Source organism: Paraburkholderia sp. WS6 (assembly GCF_030464835.1).
Classification (GTDB): domain Bacteria; phylum Pseudomonadota; class Gammaproteobacteria; order Burkholderiales; family Burkholderiaceae; genus Paraburkholderia; species Paraburkholderia madseniana.
Window position 1 is genome coordinate 349,589 of record NZ_JALQCK010000002.1, and the last position, 20,456, is coordinate 370,044.

Below are 20,456 nucleotides of genomic sequence, written 5' to 3' on the forward strand. Positions count from 1 at the left end.
CGCAGCGGTATTCGTCGCTTATTGCCCGATATCAACTGCCTCTGAAAAGGGCTCTCTGCCGCGAAGCCGGCGTGAGGGCTCCGTTGTGTGCAGATGCACGGCGTAGGTGTCCCAAGGCAATTTAATGCCCTGCTCCGATCCGTTGGAAACCTGAACCAGAATTCGCCCTACCTCACCACGGTGATAACCGCCATGGGTCACGACGTGGGTCAGCATCTCTTCACGCGTCATATACCCGTTGTCCCCATCGGGGTTTGCATTATTTCCTGAGAGACCATACATGTCTACTCGCATTTCCGACTCGGCAGCCGCGATAAGGGAGAAGCCATGCAAGGCAGGTTCCCGAGTTACGGTAGACGCAATAGATAAGGCACGAACTCGCGTTCTGGCCTCTCGAGGATCGCCGGAATTCACGACCAACGATGTCGCAGACATGGTCGGTATTAGCGCTGCCCGAACTGCTGCAATAGCTTTTCGCGCGGTTGGCGTTCTTTATCAAAGGGGCATCGACGCGCCGCCACGCTTGGCAGCAACGCGTCAATGGTCTCTTCAGCGCGTCTATGCGACTTGCCGTCGCTCCTGGCGGATCAGTTCGGCGCGACAACCGGTTGCTGGGCGGTTTTTGCTCTTGCGCTTGTCGTGTCTTTGGCGGGCTTTTGTTTGCGCTGGCTGACCTTCGTTATCGTAGGCTGGGCTTTGGTTTGAGCTTCGGCTGCGATCTGTGCGGACTCTTCAAGAAGACGCGTCGCACGGTTTGCGGTGATGCGGCTTTGAGCGACACCCTTCGCATCCAGCGCGATCACCTGGAACAGCTCGCGGTCGCAAGCGAGATCCTGCTGATACTGCTCGCCAGTGTGGACGAGTAATTCAAGCAACGTGTTCTGGCGTCGGCGTTCCTCGATCGTGATGGCAGGATTCCTACATATTGTGGCCGCAAAAGTGACAAGCGTTTCCAGTTGGCTCAATTGCCGGTTGCAGAGATTGAATGCCTGCAAAGCAAGCTTTTCGTACTGGAGTGCGTCGACAGGTGAACGTGAAGCGGGTTGGGACCGAAGCGGACGTTCATTCTGCAGCGCTGACCGGCGTCTAGATCGCGTGGTTTTGCCGCTCGCGTTGCCACGGCGTGGCCGGTCGCAGATATTCGATGGGCAGCGACGACAACGGAACTCAGCCCGTGCGCACGATAGTCGCACAGGCTGGTTGTCTATCAAGTGGGAGTAGAATCCCCGCCAGGAAACATCATTCGCTAGTCGATTGACTATTAAAGCCCTGTTTTTGTACAGGGTTTTGTATTTTGTCTTGAGCACCATTTTTGGAATTTCCCCATGGAAATTAAAGTCAACTTTCTCGATAAGCTACGCCTTGAAGCCAAGTTTGATGACTTCACGGTAGTGGCCGACCAGCCTATCCGTTATAAGGGCGATGGCTCGGCGCCTGGTCCCTTCGATTATTTTCTGGCCTCATCGGCCCTGTGTGCAGCTTACTTTGTGAAGTTGTACTGCGTAACTCGCAATATTCCTACCGAAAATATCCGCCTGTCGCAGAATAATATTGTTGATCCGGAAAACCGGTACCAACAGATTTTCAAGATTCAGGTTGAGTTGCCGGCGGACATCTCCGACAAAGACCGCCAGGGTATTTTGCGTTCCATCGACCGTTGTACGGTCAAAAAAGTGGTGCAAGCCGGACCCGAGTTTGTAATTGAAGAGGTCGAGAACCTGGATGCCGATGCTCAGTCCTTGCTGACGTTGAAGCCGGCTTCTGACGCCAGCACCTATATTGCGGGCAAGGATCTGCCGTTGGAGCAAACCATCGCCAATATGTCGGGCATTTTGGCGGGCTTGGGCATGAAGATTGAAATCGCTTCGTGGCGCAATATCGTTCCCAATGTGTGGTCGCTGCATATCCGCGATGCACACTCGCCGATGTGTTTTACCAATGGCAAGGGAGCGACCAAAGAAAGCGCGCTGGCGTCGGCGTTGGGAGAGTTTATTGAGCGCCTGAATTGCAACCATTTCTATGGCGGTGCGTTTTGGGGCGAAGACATCGCCAACTCGGAGTTCGTACATTACCCGAACGAGCGCTGGTTCAAGCCCGGCCGTAAGGATGCGCTGCCGGCTGAGATTCTGGATGCGTACTGCCTGGAGATTTACAACCCGGATGGGGAGTTGCGTGGCTCGCATCTGATCGACACTAACTCCGGCAATGTGGAGCGCGGTATCTGTTCGCTGCCGTTCGTGCGGCAGTCGGACGGCGAAGTGGTGTACTTTCCGTCCAACCTGATCGAAAACCTATTCCTCAGCAATGGCATGAGTGCCGGTAATACGCTGGCCGAAGCGCAGGTGCAATGTCTGTCCGAAATTTTCGAACGGGCGGTAAAGCGCGAAATTCTGGAAGGTGAAATCGCATTGCCTGATGTGCCGCACGAAGTGCTGGCGAAATACCCTGGCATTCTGGCCGGGATTCAGGGATTGGAAGAGCAGGGCTTTCCGGTGCTGGTGAAGGATGCGTCGCTGGGTGGGACCTATCCGGTGATGTGCGTCACCTTGATGAACCCGCGCACAGGCGGTGTCTTTGCCTCGTTCGGGGCGCACCCAAGCTTCGAAGTGGCGCTGGAACGGAGTCTGACGGAATTACTGCAGGGGCGTAGTTTTGAAGGCCTGAACGATTTACCTCAGCCCACCTTTGTCAGTAACGCTGTGACGGAACCAAATAACTTTGTTGAGCACTTCATCGATTCCAGCGGTGTGGTGTCGTGGCGCTTTTTCAGCGCCAAAGCGAATTTCGAGTTTGTTGAATGGGATTTTTCCGGCCAGGGTGAAAACTCCAATGCCGAGGAAGTGGCAACCTTGTTCGGCATTCTCGAAGACATGGGCAAAGAGGCGTACATGGCGGTGTATGACCAGCTGGGTGCTGTTGCCTGCCGGATTCTGGTGCCCGATTATTCGGAAGTTTACCCGGTAGAGGATTTGATCTGGGATAACACAAACAAGGCGCTGTTGTTCCGCGCCGATATTTTGAACGTGCATCGCCTGGACGATGCCGGCCTGGCTGCTCTGCTTGAGCGGTTGGAGAACAGTGAGTTGGACGAGCACTCCGATATTGCCACTTTGATCGGCATCGAATTTGACGAGAATACGGACTGGGGGCAGCTAACAGTTCTCGAGTTGAAGCTGCTGATTCATCTCGCCTTGCGGCAATTCGAGGCTGCGCAAGAGTTGGTGGGAGCGTTCCTGCAGTACAACGACAACACGGTCGAGCGCGGATTGTTTTACCAGGCCTTGAATGTGGTGCTGGAGGTGCTGCTCGATGACGATCTGGAACTGGACGACTACGCCCTCAACTTCCGTCGGATGTTTGGCAATGCCCGGATGGACACGGTAATGGGGTCGGTGGACGGCAGCGTGCGCTTCTTCGGGTTATCGCCAACGAGTATGAAACTGGAGGGGCTCGATAGGCACCAGCGTCTGATCGACAGCTACAAAAAATTGCATAAGGCGCGGGCCAATGTGGCGGCTACCGCCAGCTAGGGTTACGAGTCATGGCTGGATGCGATGATGCCTTTCATCTCCCGTAGCGCTTTGCTCAATGCATCACGATGTAAATGGGGAGTCTTTTGACGGGCTGGGGACGGAAAGACGTAGCGACCCTTACCGGTAATTGACTGCGATTCGTTCAGCACAGCGATCGCCTGCTTTGGCAATGGCACGATGTGATCGTGCCATATTTTCATCCGTTCGGCTGCACGCTTGCGCGCGATGGCGCGGCGAGCGTTGCGCGCCTCTGACACGGGGCTTCAACAACGCATTGCCGGATTCTTCAAGATTTGGGAGGCACCAATTCTTCTAATAAGGCCAATGTCCGCAGACAGAACTCGTTGCCCGCGGCGCGTTCCGCATCCGAAAAGTGGGCGATCGCAGGCGCGATCGACGACTCTTCCGCAAGCGTGACAATCGTCTTTTCAACGATGTCGAGGCCCTTCCTGGTCAAATGGACGATGAAACCGCCGTTGTGACTCGGGTCTGCCTGACGTCCTACCATGCCGAGTTTCACGAGACGGTCGATCTTTTTGGTCACTGCGCCGGAGGTGACGAGTAGTGCGCGATACAAGTCGGTCGGGCGCTTTGCGTACGGGTGACCGCCGCGACGTAGTGCCAGCAGCACACGCATGTCGGACCCGCTAATATCGCCAAGGCCCTGGCACATTTTGTCGAACGCCTGTTCCACGAGTGTGCCGAGCCGCATGAAATAGATCGCGAGCAGGAAGTTGGAAAGATTGAGTTCGCTATGCTCAATTTGCCATTGCCGCGTGATGAACTCAACGTGGCTGTTACGAGGGACATTCGATGGCCCGGAAGCGTTCGAGTGCTCCGCTACTGCCTGCTTGCGGGATGGGGGAGGCGCGGGTCGCTTTGCGGCGGCGATGCTCATCTCGATGACTTCCTTGGCTAAAGGGCGCAGGCTAAAAGGATCCGATTACGAACTGAAGGGCGCAGCGCCTGCACACAGTGACGTGCTCGAGGCGCCGCGCTTGCATGGCTATGCCGCTTGTACCGCGTGGCGCAACGCGTCGGCTATCTGGCGCTGAGCCAGGGTCGCCGCGTCGACTTGACCGCGCATACTGTAGAACGTATGTAGCATGCCGAGGTAGCGCACGCACGTCGTCGGAACACCCGCTTCGGCCAATTTCCGTGCGTAAGCTTCGCCATCGTCGCGCAAGCCGTCACACTCGGCGGTGATAACGATGGCCGGCGGCAGCCCCGCATGATCGTCGGCGAGGAACGGCGAGAGCTTCCAGGTTGTCGGTGTCACACCATGATCCAGAGCGTACGTGCGAAATGCGTGCTCGACATCGACCTTGCGCTGCACGAAGCCTTCGGCGTAGGTGGATAGCGAGGTCCCCTGCTGCCGGGCATCTGTCGCCGGATAGACGAGTGCCTGGGCGAGAATGCGAGGTTTGGCATGCTCCCGCGCCAGCAGGCATACCACTGCTGCGAGATTACCGCCGGCCGACTCGCCGAACACGGTCAAACGCTCGGACGGAAGCCCCAGCTTGTGCCCGTACTCGGCGACCCAGCAGGTCGCGGCCCATACATCGTCCAACGCCGCAGGAAACGGATGCTCTGGCGCGAGGCGATAGTCGACGCTGACCACCGCCAGTCCGGAGTCGTTGGCCAGATGGCGGCATACCGCGTCGAAACTGTCGCGATTGCCCATCAGCCATCCGCCGCCGTGAAAGGCCATCGTGACCCCTGTGGCGTCTTTCGGATGGTAGATGCGTACAGGGATGCCGGCGTCGAGACCCGGAACTATGAAATCGACAACCTTGTCGATATGAGGGCCGGGCTCACGTGCTGCGGTGCGTGCGGCCATGCCCGCGCGCGCCTCTTCGGGGCTCACCTCCGCCATACCAGGTTTCGCTGCGGCGTTTGCAGCGATAGCCCGAAGCGACGGGTGGATGTGGTTTTGAGGAGAAGAAGACATCGCTGGTTTTCAGGGAGTCGGGGTTGACGAGGGAGCGAACGTAATGGAGGGAATGGCGGCAACGACGCCAAGGCCGCCATCGACAGCGATGATTTCACCGGCCATATGAGCGCTCAGGTCGGACGCAAGGAACAACAGGTGACCCGCGATTTCTGCCGGCGTGGCAGCCCGTCCAAGCGGAATCGCGTTACCGACTCTCGTCCAGGTCGCTTCGTCCAGACGCTGATTCAGTCTCGGCGTACGGACGAAGCCCGGAGACACTGCATTGATGCGCACATTGTGGGGGGCATACTCGGCACCCGCGCAGCGTACGAGGTGATGCAATGCCGCCTTCGCGGATGCGTAGGCAACCTCGTTCGGCACCGCGAGTTCGCCGGCGAGCGAGCCGACAAACGCAAAGGTGCCGCCACCATCGGCCTTCATCATTTCGCCGCCAATTTGAATCGCGAGATAGGCATGGCGGACGACGATATCGAATTGCTGGTCCCACGACGCATCGTCGACGGCAGCGAGCGGTTTGATCCCCGCCACACCGATGATATCGACGACGCCATGCACGCGGCCGAAGTGCTGGTGCGCCGTGTCGAACACCCGTTGCATGTCTTCGCGAGATGTTGCATCCGCCGTGCACGGTATTCCGTCCACGGCCTCTGCAATTTTCCGTGCCAGCGTCTCGTCACGGTCGACGCAGAGTACGCGAGCACCGGCCTGCGCCAGTGCATGAACGGTTTGTTCGCCGATACCCTGCCCCGCGCCAAGCACCACAAAACCGCGACCGTCAAGTCGCAGCAGGGACAGGTAGTCCGGAACATCTTGATGGGTATTATCGGTCACGTGAGTATCCTTATTCGGCTGTCACGATGTTGCGATGCGACGGAATCAGCTCTTGCCAGGCTGTACCGTCCACGAGTTCCCGATCGCAGGCGCTCACGCCACGGAGGTCGAGACCGAGCGCGGGTGGTTGCTGGTTCTCCGCCACACGCTTGACGGCATCGAGAAGCACACGGCGTACGCGCACGACGGCCTGGTCGGCGGGCACCAGATGTTCGCGCGAGCGATCGTAGAGGGGGCCCTGAGACAGCCCGATCGCTGCATCTTCTACCTCGACGCCGCGCAAGCCTGTCCAGTTTTCCTTCATCAGTTCGCGGTTCTGGCCGAACATATCCGCCACGCTTGCCGTGAACTGGCAACTCTTGCGGTCATAGTACCGAGGGTCATTCAGTCCGAGCAGCTCGATGATCTTCTCTTCAGTCACCGGTGCGTCGCCGTGCACGATGATGTAGGTGCTCGTGTGCGTGTCGTCTTGAGGGACCTCGAGGACGGTGAACTGAAACGCGGGAGCAGGAATGATGCGGCCGTAGGGGACAATGAATGGCACCACGCGTGCGTTCCGGACTTTCGGATCATTTGTCTTGCGCAACGCAACGTAGTGGAAACCGAAGGTTGTCTCTTCGATCTTGAGAGCCGGTTCCAGATCATTGGACGCAAGCGCAGCGGGATTGACTACGTCCGAGTTCGGCGTGAACTCGTCGTCCTTCCAGCCGGGGCGCGCCATATTGGTGTGCAGAACGCCGACGTGCGAGCTGTCCTCTCCACCTTCCACCAGCTGCAGATAGTTGCAGTGGACGTTGACGCGCAGCACGACGCGGTGTTTCGGGTCCGCATCCATGAACGCGTAGCGGGAAAACGCCGGCTGCAACTCGCGCGGGCCGACATATGCCCAGACGACGCCGCCTTCCTCGTGCACTGGAAAGGCGGGTGCCTTCATCCGTGTCGCGTACTTCGGATCGGCGTGGTTCGGCGTTTCCAGTACGGCACCAGAGACGCTGAACTTCCAGCCGTGATAGAGGCAGCGGATACCACCTTCTTCCACACGGCCAAGCGCGAGCGACGCGCCGCGATGCATGCACAGCTCTTCCAGAAAACCTACCTTGCCCTCGGTGTCGCGGAAGGCGACATAATCCTCGCCGAGCAGGCGGACTCGCAGCGGCGCGCAGTCCGGATGTGGCAGTTGGACCGAGGCGCACACGGGGTGCCAGTAGCGTCGCATCAAGGCGCCGCCCGGCGTGCCCGGGCCGACACGGCAGAGAGTCTCGTTGTCTTTGTGGCTCAACATATAAAGCTCCTTAATTGACTTTCGTTATTGGCTGCGCTCTGCGCGCTCGCCATGAGACGAAACGATCCGATGGTGGGGAACAAGAGTGCGCCAGTCTTCGCCAGCACCGATTTCACCGGACACGCCAATTGCACTGCCCGCGTCCGCTCGTAGCGCGGGTATTTCCTGCTTGTCACGGGCCGCCCGGGCGTAGGACAGCAAGCAGCGCTGAAGACGGCTGATCGCGAGGTCGGCGGTGGAGAGCATCTCCTGCGACCGGTCGCGAATCGCACCGCTCGACACGCTGCACGCGGCGTCTTCCTGCGTGATGCCGTCAAACCCCGTGAAGTGGCCGTTGCGCTGCTGCGCGCGGTCCTGGCGGTAGCCATTGGCAACCGACATGGCAGTCGGAGAGTCGCAGGTGTCGATCGTCATGCCGTATTTGCGCAGCGTCGGGTCGTCCAGGCCCACGAACGTGAGTTGCTCATTGCGCAACGGTTCTTCGCCAATGCGTTTTTCGGCATCCCACCACACGTGGTACAGGAAACAGCGCTCGTCGCTGATCGGAACGATCGCAAGCCAGACATCTCCGTTCGCGTTGGCGATGAAGCAAGGCGCGATGAACGAGGTGACGCGTGCGATACGCTGACCCTGGCTTTCGCGGATGGCTACGTAGTGGAAGCCGAAGTCCGTCTCGTCTGCCTCGATTTTGGGAGCCGCGTCGAACTGCATATGCGAAGTCTTCTTCGCGTAGTCGAGATCGGAGTCGTTAGTCCTCGCCAGTGCGGAACTATGCAGAACGGTCAGATGCGACGAATCGACGAGACCTTCCATCACCTGCACGTAATTGGCGTTGATGACCGCGCGGGCGTTGATGCGGTGCACGTCCGGCTGATCCATGAAGGCCCAATGCGGGAACGGCGGCTCTTCATCCTTCGGACCCAGATAGCCCCAGACAATGCCGCCCACTTCGCGCACCGGGTAGGTTCGGCCCTTGATCCGTTGCTTGAATTTCGGGTCCTCGACATTAGGCGTTTCAAGGACAGTTCCATCCACCGCGAATTTCCAGCCATGGTAGATGCAGCGCAGGCCGTCGCCATCCGCGCGGGCCAATTGCATCGATGCGCCGCGGTGCAGGCAACCCTCTGCAAAGAGGCCGGGCTGGCCTTGCTGGTCGCGCCACACGACAAACCGCTCACCCAGCAGTTCAATGGTCTGCGGATCGCCATTCGCCTCCGGCATATCCGACGACTGGATCACGGGCAACCAGAAGCGGCGCATCGCATCGCCCATGGCGGTACCGGCGCCAACACGGCACATCAATTCGTTATCTTGCTTGTTCAACATGTCGATCCCTCGCTACGATGTTTGGCAGTGGGTGACTGATGGCCTCAAAGATCGAGCACCAGCCGGGAAGTCTTCGCGCGCGAGCAGCACGGCATGAAGGTGTCGTTGCGCGCCCGTTCGTCGTCCGTCAAATAAAGGTCCCGATGGTCAGGTTCACCGGCCAGCACCTTGGTCATGCAGGTGCCGCAGACACCTTGCTCGCAGGACAGCGGCAGGTCGAAGCCGGCGTCGAGCAGAGCTTGTGCGGCACTTTGATCCGCGTGAACCTCGATGACCTGGCCACTGCTGCCAATCTCGATCTCGAACCGCTCGTCGCCCGACGAATCGATGGGTGCCGCAGCGAAATATTCGCGGTGCAGATGTGCCTCGTCCCAACCGAGTTCGCGCGCGGTCTGCAGAATGTGATCCATGAAGCCGGTGGGCCCACACACATACAGGTGCTTGTCCGATGAAGGCGCGCCTATCGCGGAGCGGGCATCGAGCTGCTGATCAGGGGCACCGTCGTCGACGTGCATGTGTACCTGCGACTTCTCGTCGAATTGCGCCTGCTGCAGGCGTTCGATAAAGGCCATGCGCGATAGCGTGCGACCGCAGTAGTGCATTTCGAATGGGCGGTGTTCGCGCGCCAGTTGCTGCGCCATGCAAAAGATCGGCGTGATGCCGATACCACCCGCGAACAGGATCGACCGGTCTTTTTGATCGTCATGCAAAGCAAAGTGGTTGCGCGGGGCGCTGATCGTGAGCGTGTCGCCGGCTTGCACGTTATCGAGAAGCTTGACGGAACCACCGCGGGATTGGGGATCACGCAGCACGCCGATCCGGTAGCGCGGGGATTCGCCCGGCAAGTCATACAAGGAGTACTGACGCACGGGGCCGCCAGGCACATGCAGATCGATGTGCGCGCCGGCTTCGAAGGCCGGCAGGTTGCCGTCCGACAATGGCGAGAGATCAAAGCCGGAAATGTCGTCGGCCAGCCATGTCCTGGCGATGACCTTGACCTGCAGCAACGTGTCCAAAGGGGATGATTGGTTGTTCATGACAGGTACTTGAGTAAAGTGAGGACAGCGTGTCAGGCGGCAACCTGAAGTCGACGCCGGATGACTATTGGCGAGGCGCCCAGCCGTCGCTGAATCAGCCAGCGCGCCAGACCCTGGTCCATCACACGCACGTGCTCCGGAAACCAGTCCACCAGCGCGCGGGCAAAGGAACGAACAACGTCGGTACGTCCCTCGGCCAACATAGCCCGTACCTCGTCGAGCGAGTGCAGCACGTTAGCGTGCTCATCGATATGACAGCCCGCTGAGCCGTAGGCCGTCTCGCGCATCGAGGCGTCCTCTTCGTCAAAGTGGCGACGCGCATGGTCGGCAAATGCTTCGAGTGCGCTCCCGAGATTTTCGTCTTCCGTTGTCAGCAGCGTATGTACGCACGCCACAAACTCGTGGTGAGTCTCGTCCATCGTCTGATGGCCGAGTGCGTAGTCGTCGCTCCAGGCAAAGCGAGGACGGGCACGGTCCTCTTCGCGGACATGTTCCGTTGCCCCGGTCATTGTTGAGCCCACCGTGGGGTTCGGTGATGGCGCGACACCATGATCGTGAGTTGTCTGCCGGTCTTCCAAATCGTTCATTTTTCAACGTACTCCTGCGAAGTTTATCGCACTGGCCAACTATATCTTCCGTGGAAGATGATGTTTTACTCATCAAATGTCGAGATAGGGAAAACGCCAATAAGACAAAATATCCTATAAAAAACAGACATTTTGTGACGAAATAAACTTGTCATATGCGATCAAGATGGGCCTGGTTCGATGGGGTGCGGGTATCTCCCAACGTCAAATAATTTGACAAGGAAGACGATCAAAAATTATCTTCCGTGGAAGCAATTAACCAGGGGGAGACAGATGATGAGTTCAGGGTTGAAGCGGGTGGGACGTGGTTTTTCGCGGCATCAGGTGGCTTGCTGGGGACTCTCGTTTCTTGCTGTATGCGCGCCGGCGGTAACCCAGGCGCAGAGTTCTGTCACCTTGTATGGGATTATCGATACCGGCATTGAGTATGTGACAAATGTCGGTCCCCAAAAGTCCAGTGTGGTACGTATGCCGACGCTCACGGGATCGATACCCTCGAGATGGGGTCTCCGCGGTAAAGAGGATCTGGGTGGCGGCCTTAGCGCGGTTTTTGTCCTGGAGTCGGGCTTCGCCCCGTCGACTGGCGCACTGAATCAAGGTGGCCGCCTGTTCGGCCGGCAGGCATATGTCGGGCTTTCTGGGCGTTGGGGGACGTTAACCGCGGGCCGGCAATACTCCCAGATCTATTGGGCCATGCCGGGTGACACGATGGGGCCGAATGTCTATGCAGCCGGAGACCTGGACCCATACCTGGCTCAACCGCGACTCGACAACGCTGTCGCCTATACCTTCACAAGATCAGGGCTGACGGTGGGCGCCACGTATTCGTTCGGGCGTGACGCGGTGGACCCTGTGCCGGCCGGCGGATGCGCTGGGCAATCGCCGACGGACTGGCGGGCCTGCAAGTCGATGTCTGCCATGGTGAAATATGAAGCGGCGACTTGGGGTGTGGCGACGGCCTTTGACCGCAACTACGGTGGCGGCGGAGTCGGCTCGCCCCTGCCCAAGACTGCGCAAACCGATACACGTGCGGTTATCGACGGGTACGTGAAGTTTGGTACCTCGACTATCGGTGCGGGATTCCTGCATCGAGTCAATCACGGGGTGCAGACGCCGACCCTTTCCGATGCGGTCAGCAACTACTGGTGGCTTGGCGGGACCTATTTCCCCCTTCCGCAAGTTGCTCTGGATGCCCAGTTCGGACACATATCAGTGAACGGTGGCAGTTCCGCGGGAGCCTCCGTGATCGCAGCGCGTGCGACGTACCTGTTGTCCAAGCGCTCTTCTGTCTATGTTACTGCGGGTCGCGTGTTCAATCAGCGCAACGGAGCGTACACGATTGACGGCGGTGTGATCCCACCGGCATCTAACCCATTGCCCGGTGTAAATCAAACGGGTGCGATGGTGGGTATTCGCCACCAGTTCTAAAAGGTTAGTGGACGCTTGAAGTCACCGCGCTGTTGTCGGCCATTCACGCCCGACAACAGCAGTGACCTGCTACTCGAGGGCGTTGAATCAGATGTTGGTGCTGGACGTTTGATCCGTCAACAGTGCAACTATCGACTATTGCGGGATGGCTGTCGCGCCGCTTTTGTTCGAGACTTCGGCGCAATCTTCTCGGTGTCTTCGATCGCGGGAGCGTTCAATTCTTCTAACAGGGCCAACGTGCGCAGACAGAACTCTGTACCGCTTGCCCGCTCGGCTTCCGTAAAGTGCGCCATCGCAGGTGCGATGGAAGACTCTTCCGCCAGTTTCACGATGGCTTTTTCGACAACGTCCAGGCCCTTCCTGGTCAGATGAACGATCGACCCACCGCCGTGACTGGGATCGGACTGGCGTTCGACCAGGCCAAGGCTCGCCAGCCGATCAATCTTCTTGGTTATTGCGCCCGAGGTAACGAGTAGCGAGCGATACAGATCGGTCGGTCGCTTTGCATACGGGTGGCCGCTGCGACGCAGCGCCAGCAGGACACGCATGTCTGACCCGCTGACACCCCAAAGTTCTTGAGTCATCTTGTCAAACGCAAGTTCGACAAGCGTGCCGAGGCGCATAAAATAAATCGCGAGCAAGAAGTTCGAAAGATCCAGATTTCTGTATTCCCGCTGCCACTGCAAGGTGATGAAATCGACATGGCTGCTACCCGGAGAATGTGGGTGCACGGCAGGCTCCGCCTGGGTCGAGACAGACTTCTTGCGGGTTCGAGCGGACATGGCTCGTTTCGTGGCGGTTTGGCTCATCTAGAAGGCTTCCTGGGAAGGTCATACAATTTCAACCGATTGTAACAAGGGTTGCGAAGCTTGTACGTTAAGGCCTCGCGGCGTGGCGTTGGTCGCCTGAGGCGCAAGCGCCTGCCTCGACGAAATCGAAATGACGGATCCGTAAATAGGCAGGATGAAACGGCGATTAGTGCGTCACAAGGAGCGGTCTTCCCAGACTCACCGCTTTTAGGCGACGTTCGGGCACAGCATCTGACAATGCCTCCGCCCGAATGCTGATCAATCACTAACCTCCTCCCAGCCACGATCGAGTTGGCTCCCCGATACGCAGATCGCGAATCGAAACAACATGAAAGCTTCCTGACGCCAATCATTCATACGTGCGTGATTGAATGGTTAGCGCTTGTTGTAATGCAACCTCCGCGTGGCCCCCTGTTGTCGGATCGGATCAGCGTTGTCAAGCAGGTTGGATAAGCCGTCCCGGGCGCCGCGGTTATCTTTGCGTAACACTACTGGGAGCCACACAATGCTTTGGCGTCGGATTGCCCTTTTTTCGCTCACGGCTGTTGCGCTTGCAACGACGGCTGCATGGAGCGCCAGCGACGACCACGACGGGGACCAGCATGACTCCCGGCGGGATGAAGTCCATACAGCCACACCCATTAAGCATCTGGTAGTGATCTATGGCGAGAACGTATCGTTCGATCACTACTTCGCGACCTACCCGCATGCGGCAAATCCGCCTGGAGAACCTGCGTTTGCAGCGCAAGCCGGCACGCCAGAGGTGAACGGCTTATCGGGCACGTTGTTGACGGCCAACCCGAACTTTACGAACTCCGCCAATGGCACGGGCGCGGCCAATCCGTTCCGTCTCGATCGCACGCAGGCGGCCACAGCCGACCAGAACCATGCGTATACGGCTGAGCAGCAGGCATACGATAACGGCAAGGCAGACCTCTTTCCGAAATACACGGGCCGCGGCACCAGCGGCGGCGCCGGCGCGTTCGGCACGGCCGGCCAGGTGATGGGTTACTACGACGGCAATACGGTCACGGCGCTCTGGAACTATGCGCAGAACTTCGCGATGAGCGATAACGCCTATACATCGACATATGGTCCGTCGACGCCAGGCGCGCTCGAAGTCGTCTCAGGACAGTCCAACGGCATGAAAGTCGTCCTGACGTCAAAGCAGCCCTCGACGGCCGGCTCGTATTACGTCAACGACGGCCAAGGCGGATTCACGATGATCAACGACGTCGATCCTGCCTTCGACCTGTGCTCGAGTACCACCGATACCGCGCAGATGACCGGTAAGAACATCGGCGACCTGCTCAACGCGCGCAACATTACGTGGGGCGGCTTCATGGGCGGCTTCAATCTGTCGACCACGAACAGCAACGGAACGACAGGATGCACACGCAGCACAACGTCACAAGTGGTCGGTGCCGCCACGGCCGACTACATTCCGCACCACAACTGGTTCCAGTACTACGCGTCGACGTCAAACCCGCAGCATTTGCGTCCCAGTTCGGTGTCGGCCATCGGGCATACGTACGGGGCACATCGCTCGACCGTCGATCCCGCGAATCACCAGTACGATATCGACGATTTCTATAGTGCTGTTCAAGCTGGCAATTTCCCTGCGGTGAGCTTCCTGAAGGCGCCTGCCTATGAGGACGGTCACGCCGGGTACTCGGACCCGCTTGACGAGCAGGCGTTCGTTACGAAGGTCGTCAACTTCCTGCAACAGCAACCGGATTGGCGTGACACGGCCGTTATCGTGGCATGGGATGACTCCGACGGCTGGTACGACCACGCATACGCGCTGCCGACGAGCGCTTCATTCGACTCGGTCGCGGATCAGTTGACCGGCCCAGGTATTTGCGGCTCAGGCACCGGACCCGACGGGTTGAATGGCAAACCGGTGAACGGCCGGTGCGGTCCCGGTACCCGCATCCCGTTTGTTGTGATTTCGCCATGGGCGAAACAGAACTACGTCGACCATACGCCGATCGATCAGTCGTCAGTAGTGCGTTTCATCGAAGACAACTGGCTTGATGGCAACCGGATCGGAGGCGGCTCGTTCGACGCGAAGGCGGGCAGTATCACGGGTATGTTCGATTTCAACCGCCGCCACGATGAGCACCGGGAGACCAGGCTCTACCTCGATCCAACCTCCGGCTTGCCCGTCAAGACGCCTCCATCCATCTGACACGTAACGCTTGTCCTTGCGACGATGAATGTCTTGCGCCGCAGCCCGCTATCGCCGGGCTGCTTCATTTTCTTCCGCCTGAATCGCCAACGAGTTGCCCTTTCAGCAGCGCCTCGAGCCAGTCGGCGAACACCTGAACCCTGCGCGATAAATGCTGCCGGTGCGGATAGAGCAAGGTCATCGGCATCGGCGCAGCCCGGTATTCGGGCATCACCTCGATGAGTTCGCCGGCGCGCAGATGCTGCTGCACATCGTACGCAGGAATCTGGATCAAGCCGAGTCCCGCAAGGCAGCACGCGATATACGCCTCGGCGCTGTTGACGCTCACGCGGCCTTGCGTTGTCAACGCCCTCACGGTTTCGCCATCGAGCCACTCCCAGGGCGCGATACGGCCGCTCGATGGCGACGCATAGTGGACGGCCTGGTGGGTTACCAGATCGCCGGGCGTGCGAGGCGTGCCGCGCTGGGACAAATAGCGTGGGCTCGCAACATTGATCAACGGCAGATTGCCGATGGGTCGCGCGATCGTGCCGGAATCGTGCAGCTTGCCCACGCGAAGCGCGCAATCGACGCGCTCTTCGACAAGGTCGATCGCGCGATCGGTCAGGCCCAGCTCGATATCGATTTTCGGAAACGCGACGAGGAATTCCGGCAGCGCGGGTGCGATGATCAGCCGGCCGATACGGCCCGGCACGTCGACGCGCAGCACGCCGCTCGGTCCTACCGATGTCTGCCGGAACAGGTTCTCGGTTTCCTCGACATCGGCGATCAGGCGCAGGCAGCGCTCATAGAGCGCGGCGCCGTCCTGAGTCGGCGACACCTTACGCGTGGTCCGATGCAGCAGCCGGGCGCCGATCCGCCCTTCCAGCTCCTGGATCGCCGCGGATACCGACGAGCGAGGCAGGCCGAGCGTGTCCGCCGCACGCGTGAAATTCGCGCATTCGACAACGCGCGCGAACACGCGAAACAGGTCAATACGATCCACGGTCCTTTTCCACTGTTCGACTTTTCTGACCAGTGATGTCAGAAACAGTAGGTTTAAATGATTTTCCTGGAATATATCATCCAGCAGAGTGAGAGGCTGCATCGGGCGGCTTCGGTACTGGGGATGGACCATGGCAAACCACAGCATCAAAGGCAAAACCGTCGTCATTGCCGGCGGGGCGAAAAATCTCGGTGGACTGATTGCGCGGGATCTCGCCGCACAGGGCGCCAAGGCAGTGGCGATCCACTACAACAGCGCGAGTTCGAAGGCCGCAGCAGACGAGACACTTGCCGCGATCGAGGCGGCAGGCGCCAAGGCGGTCGCTTTCCAGGCTGATCTGACCTCGGCCGGCGCGATCGAGAAGCTGTTCTCGGATGTCGTCGCCGCCGTCGGCCGCCCCGATATTGCGATCAATACCGTGGGCAAGGTGTTGAAGAAGCCGTTCGTGGACATCACCGAGGCTGAGTACGATGAAATGACGGCGGTAAATTCAAAGTCTGCGTTCTTCTTCCTCAAGGAAGCGGGCAAGCACGTCAATGACAACGGCAAGATCGTTACGCTCGTCACGTCGCTGCTTGGCGCGTTCACACCGTTTTACGCTGCCTATGCGGGCACCAAGGCGCCGGTCGAGCATTTCACGCGCGCGGCGGCCAAGGAATTCGGCGCGCGTGGCATCTCGGTGACAGCCATCGGACCCGGCCCCATGGACACGCCGTTCTTCTATCCCGCCGAAGGCGCGGACGCGGTGGCTTACCACAAGACCGCCGCCGCACTTTCACCGTTCTCCACGACTGGCTTGACCGATCCAGGGGATGTGGTGCCCTTCATCCGCCATCTGGTCAGCGACGGGTGGTGGATTACGGGGCAGACCATTCTGATCAACGGTGGCTATACGACCAAATAAGCGACCAAGTAAGGGGCCAAATTCATGACTTACGGAAAGACCAATAGCTCAGAGCCGCCTTAGGCCGAGAGCGCAGCAGCAGATAGAAGGCGGCAACGTGCGTAATCATCAGCACAGGCACGTAGATGATCGGAATCGCGTACGTAGTGCGAAAAAACTCTCCTGCACGCGCAGGAAGATCGGCCTGGATAGCGTGGACGTAGTCGACGATGAGGTCGGTGGTTCCCACAAGATTGAAGGCCACGACAAACAACCAGAAGAGCGGGCGTCTTCCTGCTGCGAGTAGCGCCAGCATCGCCAGAACGCCCGTTGCGAAGTCGCCGTATGCGGCGAACGCGGCGAAGCTGGCAGGCAGGTCGGGACTGACTACGCCCGGCAGCATGAAGACCAGCCCGAAGAAACGGAAGCTGTGCAAGGTGGCGATGGCGCGTTGCGCTTCGAATGGATCCATCGACTTGAGCCTGGGCCAGATGTATACGCGAAAGCAAAGCAGCCAGGCGACATAGCCCAGAACAAGCTGCGTTTGGAAGATAAGTTCCGGTGACATGTTGCCTCCAGTCAGGTGTTGTCGGGCGCGTTGAAGGATAGGAAGGAGATCAGCCGGCGCGTCGTCGGATCAACTGGCGCAGCGAGAGCGCGTGCAGCAGGATCGAGCCTGGCACCAAGGGGTGGCGGCCATCAGCGGTTCTCCAGGTGAATTCAGGGCTTCGTGGATGCGGCCTCGAACACCGCGGTGAGAATGCCGAGTCGGCCTTCCAGGAGATTTCGCGCCAGGTTGGTGAAAAGCTCTGCGAAGTCCGGCCCCATCACCACGCCGAGATTTGGCGAGGGCAGCGGCCCTGACGCGCGCTGCTGGGTAAACCAGGCCTTTGCGGTCTCGGTGTCGTCTTGCCATGCCAGTGTGCGGAAACCTGCTTGTTCGATCGCTTCGCGCGTCGCATCGGCCGTCAGGAGAAAGCTTGCTGTCGGCGTTCGCGCCCAGGGAACGGGGTAGTACGGTTCGCTGCCGTTTGCGACCACGTCGAACGTCGCAAACCTGCCGCATGGCTTCAGCACGCGTTCGATCTCGCGGTAAAGACGTGCGCGCTCGGAGATGTTCATCGCCACGCGCTGCAGCAATACGGCGTCGAAACGGCTGCCTTCGAAAGGAAGTTCCAGCGCGCTGGCGGTATGGAACGAAACCTGTTCGCTCTGCCCTGTGCGCCGGGTGAGATAGCGTGCGGCATCCACGAACGGTTCGCTGAGGTCGATGCCCGTCACCCGGCAGCCATAGGTTGCCGCCAGAAAACGGGCCGGCCCGCCAATGCCCGAACCGACGTCCAGCACCGACATATCGGCGGTGATCCCGGCCAATTTGGCAAGCTCGGTGGTGGCGGCAAGCCCACGTGTGTGAAACTGGTCGAGGGTGCCCAGTTGCTGCGGTGTGAGCCGCTGATCTTCCGACCCAAAGACCGTGAGCGCCATCTTCAGCCGCTCGGTCAGGCCGGTCGCGCGATAGTGATCTCGCACGCCATCAAGTGCATCAGTCATTGCGGAGTTCCTCCACGGTCTTAGCGGATTGCTCAGGGCTTGCGAGTCGACATCGGCATGACCCCTCGTCTGCAGGTGTAGGTGTACCATGGCCTCTCGCGAGCGACTATTCATCACAATGTTGACGGGCTATGAAGCAGAACTTCACAGTCAGGCAAGGCGCGCTCGATGGCGTGGAGGTGTTCCTGAGCGTTGCCCAGCATCGCAGTTTTCGCCGGGCAGCCGCGGAACTCGGAGTGACACCGTCCGCCGTCAGCCAGACAGTGCGTGTACTTGAAGCGCGCATTGGCGCAGCGCTCTTCATACGCACCACGCGTAGCGTCGGCCTCACCGAAGCTGGCGAACGGTTTCTTTCGCACGCAAAGCCCGCCTTCGACGAGCTTGTCGCCGCTAGCGAGGTTGCGCGCGGACTGGGTCAACGGCCCACCGGGTTGTTGCGTCTTTCGGTGCCGCGCGCGGTGGTGCCGATCCTGCTGGAACCACTCATTGCATCCTTCTGCCAGGCTTATCCCGAGGTCGAAGTGGAGATCGCCACCAGCAAGGAGCTGATCGATCTTGCAGCGGAAGGGTTCGACGCCGGAATCCGGCTCGGTCAGTTCGTCGACGCCGACATGGTCGCGGTACCGTTGACGCCGCCGTTTCGTCTCATCGTCGTGGGCAGCCCTGCTTACTTCGCAGGGCGCACCCGGCCCATGCACACGGACGATCTGCGCCAGCACGCATGCTTGCGGTGGCGACGATCCAGCGGTGCGCTCGCGCTATGGTCATTCAACGACAACGGCCACGCGATCGAGATCGCCGTATCCGGCCCGCTCATCGCCAACGATTTTTCCACCATGCTTGGTGCGGCGGTCGAAGGTATGGGCCTTGCCCAGTTGCCTGAGCCGATGGCCGCTGAAGGGTTGAGGACGGGAAAACTGGTGCACGTGCTGGAGCCGTTCGCGCCGGTGATACCGGGCGTGTTTCTCTACTATCCAGGCCGCCGGCAGATGACGCCGAAGTTGCGCGCATTCATTGATCATGTGAAGAGCCGCCCGGCGGGCCAAGGCAACGTGACGTCAGCTCCTGGTCTTCCATCGTCGACATAGCTACGGTGACACATCCCTTCAACGCGTGACATCCGTTACGTCTTCGCGACGCGCTTGCCCTTGGCCGTCGATTCGTTGTTCGCAAACAGTTCGGTAAGCCAATCGATGAACACGCGAGCTTTCGCGCTCAGGTGCCGATTGGGTTGATAGGCAACAAAAACGGGAACGGGATCCGATACCCAGTCGCTCAGGACCGCTTCGAGTGCGCCGCTTTGCAGGTGTGTTGTGGCAGAAAACGTCAACGCATGGACGACGCCGAGACCCGCCAGGCCAATGGTCAGACACGCCATGATGTCGTTGGCGGTCAGTCCGCGCCGGTTCTGCACTTCCACGCGTTCACGATCTTTCGTGACCACGATCGGAAACGGTCGATTGGTTCGCGAGGCGATGGTTCGGATGACGACGTGGCCATGCTCAAGGTCCGAAGGATGCGAAGGCCGTCCGTGCCTGTCCCAGTACGCTGGTGTCGCACACAGGATTTGTTTAACGGCGCCGATCTGTCGCGCGACGAGTGACTGATCGAAGATTTCCCCCGCGCGCACGACGCAATCGACGTTTTCCGCTATGAGGTCGACCGGACGATCGCTGATCCCGAACTCGATCTCGATGTCCGGATAACGCTCGACGAACGCCGGTAACGCGGGAAGTATCACCGACAGAGCTAATGGCACCGGCAGATCGACGCGCAAGCGTCCTCGTGGGTTGGTCTTCGCGCGCGACATCGTGCCTTCAAGCTCCGCGAGATCGCTCATCAACTGTAGCGCGCGCTCGTAGTACGCGGCGCCGTCCGCTGTCGTCGAGACCTTGCGCGTCGTACGGTTGAGCAGCTTTGTGCCCAGTTCGGCTTCGAGTGACGCGATCAGACGGCTGACGGCCGTCTTCGGTAAGTCGAGCACCTGCGCAGCCTTGGTGAAGGTGCCGCTTTCGACCACTCGAATGAACGCCTGCATGGCGTGAAACTTGTCCACGGT

Annotated in this window: 19 protein-coding genes and 1 pseudogene; 5 read left to right on the forward strand and 15 right to left on the reverse strand. The window is 59.5% G+C overall.

The features are described 5' to 3' along the window. Positions 1-18: 18 nt before the first annotated feature. Together M0D64_RS04060 and M0D64_RS04065 are read right to left on the reverse strand one after the other, a co-directional pair. Positions 19-249: pseudogene (locus M0D64_RS04060) on the reverse strand (DinB family protein); the annotation flags it as partial. Between the two features lie 338 nt (positions 250-587). Then, positions 588-1,073, reverse strand: a complete 486-nt coding sequence (locus M0D64_RS04065) for a hypothetical protein (protein WP_266256774.1) — start codon at positions 1,071-1,073, stop codon at positions 588-590. A 252-nt stretch (positions 1,074-1,325) separates the two neighbouring features. On the opposite strand from M0D64_RS04065, the gene M0D64_RS04070 reads away from it, so the two are divergent. Next, positions 1,326-3,530, forward strand: a complete 2,205-nt coding sequence (locus tag M0D64_RS04070) for an OsmC domain/YcaO domain-containing protein (RefSeq protein WP_266256708.1) — start codon at positions 1,326-1,328, stop codon at positions 3,528-3,530. A gap of 2 nt (positions 3,531-3,532) precedes the next feature. On the opposite strand, the gene M0D64_RS04075 is transcribed toward M0D64_RS04070, so the two are convergent. From M0D64_RS04075 to M0D64_RS04110, 8 genes are all read right to left on the reverse strand, one after another. Then, a complete protein-coding gene (locus tag M0D64_RS04075; protein ID WP_233468820.1) occupies positions 3,533-3,790 on the reverse strand; it encodes a hypothetical protein in 258 nt (85 codons plus the stop codon). Between the two features lie 29 nt (positions 3,791-3,819). Beyond that, complete coding sequence (locus M0D64_RS04080) at positions 3,820-4,431, reverse strand: MarR family winged helix-turn-helix transcriptional regulator (protein WP_266256709.1); 612 nt, start codon at positions 4,429-4,431, stop codon at positions 3,820-3,822. Between the two features lie 108 nt (positions 4,432-4,539). Beyond that, positions 4,540-5,409, reverse strand: coding sequence for an alpha/beta hydrolase (locus tag M0D64_RS04085; RefSeq protein ID WP_266256710.1), 870 nt, complete (start codon positions 5,407-5,409; stop codon positions 4,540-4,542). 84 nt (positions 5,410-5,493) lie between these two features. Then, on the reverse strand, positions 5,494-6,318 hold the full coding sequence (locus tag M0D64_RS04090) for an SDR family NAD(P)-dependent oxidoreductase (protein WP_266256711.1): 825 nt from the start codon (positions 6,316-6,318) through the stop codon (positions 5,494-5,496). Between the two features lie 10 nt (positions 6,319-6,328). Then, positions 6,329-7,600: a Rieske 2Fe-2S domain-containing protein gene (locus tag M0D64_RS04095; RefSeq protein WP_266256712.1), complete on the reverse strand. Its 1,272-nt coding sequence runs from the start codon at positions 7,598-7,600 to the stop codon at positions 6,329-6,331. A gap of 24 nt (positions 7,601-7,624) precedes the next feature. Beyond that, positions 7,625-8,926, reverse strand: coding sequence for a Rieske 2Fe-2S domain-containing protein (locus tag M0D64_RS04100; RefSeq protein ID WP_266256713.1), 1,302 nt, complete (start codon positions 8,924-8,926; stop codon positions 7,625-7,627). Between the two features lie 44 nt (positions 8,927-8,970). Continuing rightward, a complete protein-coding gene (locus M0D64_RS04105; protein ID WP_266256714.1) occupies positions 8,971-9,963 on the reverse strand; it encodes a PDR/VanB family oxidoreductase in 993 nt (330 codons plus the stop codon). A 32-nt stretch (positions 9,964-9,995) separates the two neighbouring features. Continuing rightward, entirely contained in the window at positions 9,996-10,550 is a 555-nt protein-coding gene (locus M0D64_RS04110; RefSeq protein ID WP_266238745.1) for a bacteriohemerythrin, read from the reverse strand. Positions 10,551-10,826: 276 nt separating this feature from the next. Between M0D64_RS04110 and M0D64_RS04115 the strand changes: the two genes are divergently transcribed. Then, a complete protein-coding gene (locus M0D64_RS04115) occupies positions 10,827-11,978 on the forward strand; it encodes a porin (protein WP_266256715.1) in 1,152 nt (383 codons plus the stop codon). 128 nt (positions 11,979-12,106) lie between these two features. On the opposite strand, the gene M0D64_RS04120 is transcribed toward M0D64_RS04115, so the two are convergent. Next, a complete protein-coding gene (locus M0D64_RS04120; RefSeq protein WP_233464844.1) occupies positions 12,107-12,787 on the reverse strand; it encodes a MarR family winged helix-turn-helix transcriptional regulator in 681 nt (226 codons plus the stop codon). 505 nt (positions 12,788-13,292) lie between these two features. Here M0D64_RS04120 and M0D64_RS04125 point away from each other — a divergent pair. Next, the gene (locus tag M0D64_RS04125) at positions 13,293-14,978 is read left to right on the forward strand and encodes a phospholipase C (RefSeq protein ID WP_266256716.1); all 1,686 of its coding nucleotides are present in this window, start codon (positions 13,293-13,295) and stop codon (positions 14,976-14,978) included. Between the two features lie 64 nt (positions 14,979-15,042). Here the strand turns inward: M0D64_RS04125 and M0D64_RS04130 are convergent, their stop codons facing one another. Continuing rightward, positions 15,043-15,963 carry a LysR family transcriptional regulator gene (locus M0D64_RS04130; protein WP_266256717.1) on the reverse strand — a complete coding sequence of 307 codons (921 nt, stop codon included), beginning with the start codon at positions 15,961-15,963 and terminating at the stop codon, positions 15,043-15,045. A 130-nt stretch (positions 15,964-16,093) separates the two neighbouring features. Between M0D64_RS04130 and M0D64_RS04135 the strand changes: the two genes are divergently transcribed. Further along, the gene (locus M0D64_RS04135) at positions 16,094-16,867 is read left to right on the forward strand and encodes an SDR family oxidoreductase (RefSeq protein ID WP_171926501.1); all 774 of its coding nucleotides are present in this window, start codon (positions 16,094-16,096) and stop codon (positions 16,865-16,867) included. A 22-nt stretch (positions 16,868-16,889) separates the two neighbouring features. On the opposite strand, the gene M0D64_RS04140 is transcribed toward M0D64_RS04135, so the two are convergent. Further along, positions 16,890-17,414: a hypothetical protein gene (locus M0D64_RS04140; RefSeq protein ID WP_154560242.1), complete on the reverse strand. Its 525-nt coding sequence runs from the start codon at positions 17,412-17,414 to the stop codon at positions 16,890-16,892. A 152-nt stretch (positions 17,415-17,566) separates the two neighbouring features. After that, the gene (locus tag M0D64_RS04145) at positions 17,567-18,397 is read right to left on the reverse strand and encodes a class I SAM-dependent methyltransferase (RefSeq protein WP_266256775.1); all 831 of its coding nucleotides are present in this window, start codon (positions 18,395-18,397) and stop codon (positions 17,567-17,569) included. Positions 18,398-18,528: 131 nt separating this feature from the next. Here M0D64_RS04145 and M0D64_RS04150 point away from each other — a divergent pair, with 131 nt between their 5' ends. After that, on the forward strand, positions 18,529-19,485 hold the full coding sequence (locus tag M0D64_RS04150) for a LysR family transcriptional regulator (protein ID WP_266238739.1): 957 nt from the start codon (positions 18,529-18,531) through the stop codon (positions 19,483-19,485). A gap of 35 nt (positions 19,486-19,520) precedes the next feature. Here the strand turns inward: M0D64_RS04150 and M0D64_RS04155 are convergent, their stop codons facing one another. After that, on the reverse strand, positions 19,521-20,453 hold the full coding sequence (locus M0D64_RS04155; protein WP_266256718.1) for a LysR family transcriptional regulator: 933 nt from the start codon (positions 20,451-20,453) through the stop codon (positions 19,521-19,523). Positions 20,454-20,456 lie beyond the last annotated feature (3 nt).

Coding starts and splice junctions, on each gene's coding strand:
- M0D64_RS04115 (WP_266256715.1), top strand. CDS start 10,827: ATGAGTTCAGGGTTGAAGCGGGTGGGACGTGGTTTTTCGCGGCATCAG.
- M0D64_RS04070 (WP_266256708.1), top strand. CDS start 1,326: ATGGAAATTAAAGTCAACTTTCTCGATAAGCTACGCCTTGAAGCCAAG.
- M0D64_RS04125 (WP_266256716.1), top strand. CDS start 13,293: ATGCTTTGGCGTCGGATTGCCCTTTTTTCGCTCACGGCTGTTGCGCTT.
- M0D64_RS04135 (WP_171926501.1), top strand. CDS start 16,094: ATGGCAAACCACAGCATCAAAGGCAAAACCGTCGTCATTGCCGGCGGG.
- M0D64_RS04105 (WP_266256714.1), bottom strand. CDS start 9,963: ATGAACAACCAATCATCCCCTTTGGACACGTTGCTGCAGGTCAAGGTC.
- M0D64_RS04100 (WP_266256713.1), bottom strand. CDS start 8,926: ATGTTGAACAAGCAAGATAACGAATTGATGTGCCGTGTTGGCGCCGGT.
- M0D64_RS04150 (WP_266238739.1), top strand. CDS start 18,529: ATGAAGCAGAACTTCACAGTCAGGCAAGGCGCGCTCGATGGCGTGGAG.
- M0D64_RS04145 (WP_266256775.1), bottom strand. CDS start 18,397: ATGACTGATGCACTTGATGGCGTGCGAGATCACTATCGCGCGACCGGC.
- M0D64_RS04110 (WP_266238745.1), bottom strand. CDS start 10,550: ATGAACGATTTGGAAGACCGGCAGACAACTCACGATCATGGTGTCGCG.
- M0D64_RS04095 (WP_266256712.1), bottom strand. CDS start 7,600: ATGTTGAGCCACAAAGACAACGAGACTCTCTGCCGTGTCGGCCCGGGC.
- M0D64_RS04120 (WP_233464844.1), bottom strand. CDS start 12,787: ATGAGCCAAACCGCCACGAAACGAGCCATGTCCGCTCGAACCCGCAAG.
- M0D64_RS04140 (WP_154560242.1), bottom strand. CDS start 17,414: ATGTCACCGGAACTTATCTTCCAAACGCAGCTTGTTCTGGGCTATGTC.
- M0D64_RS04085 (WP_266256710.1), bottom strand. CDS start 5,409: ATGGCGGAGGTGAGCCCCGAAGAGGCGCGCGCGGGCATGGCCGCACGC.
- M0D64_RS04080 (WP_266256709.1), bottom strand. CDS start 4,431: ATGAGCATCGCCGCCGCAAAGCGACCCGCGCCTCCCCCATCCCGCAAG.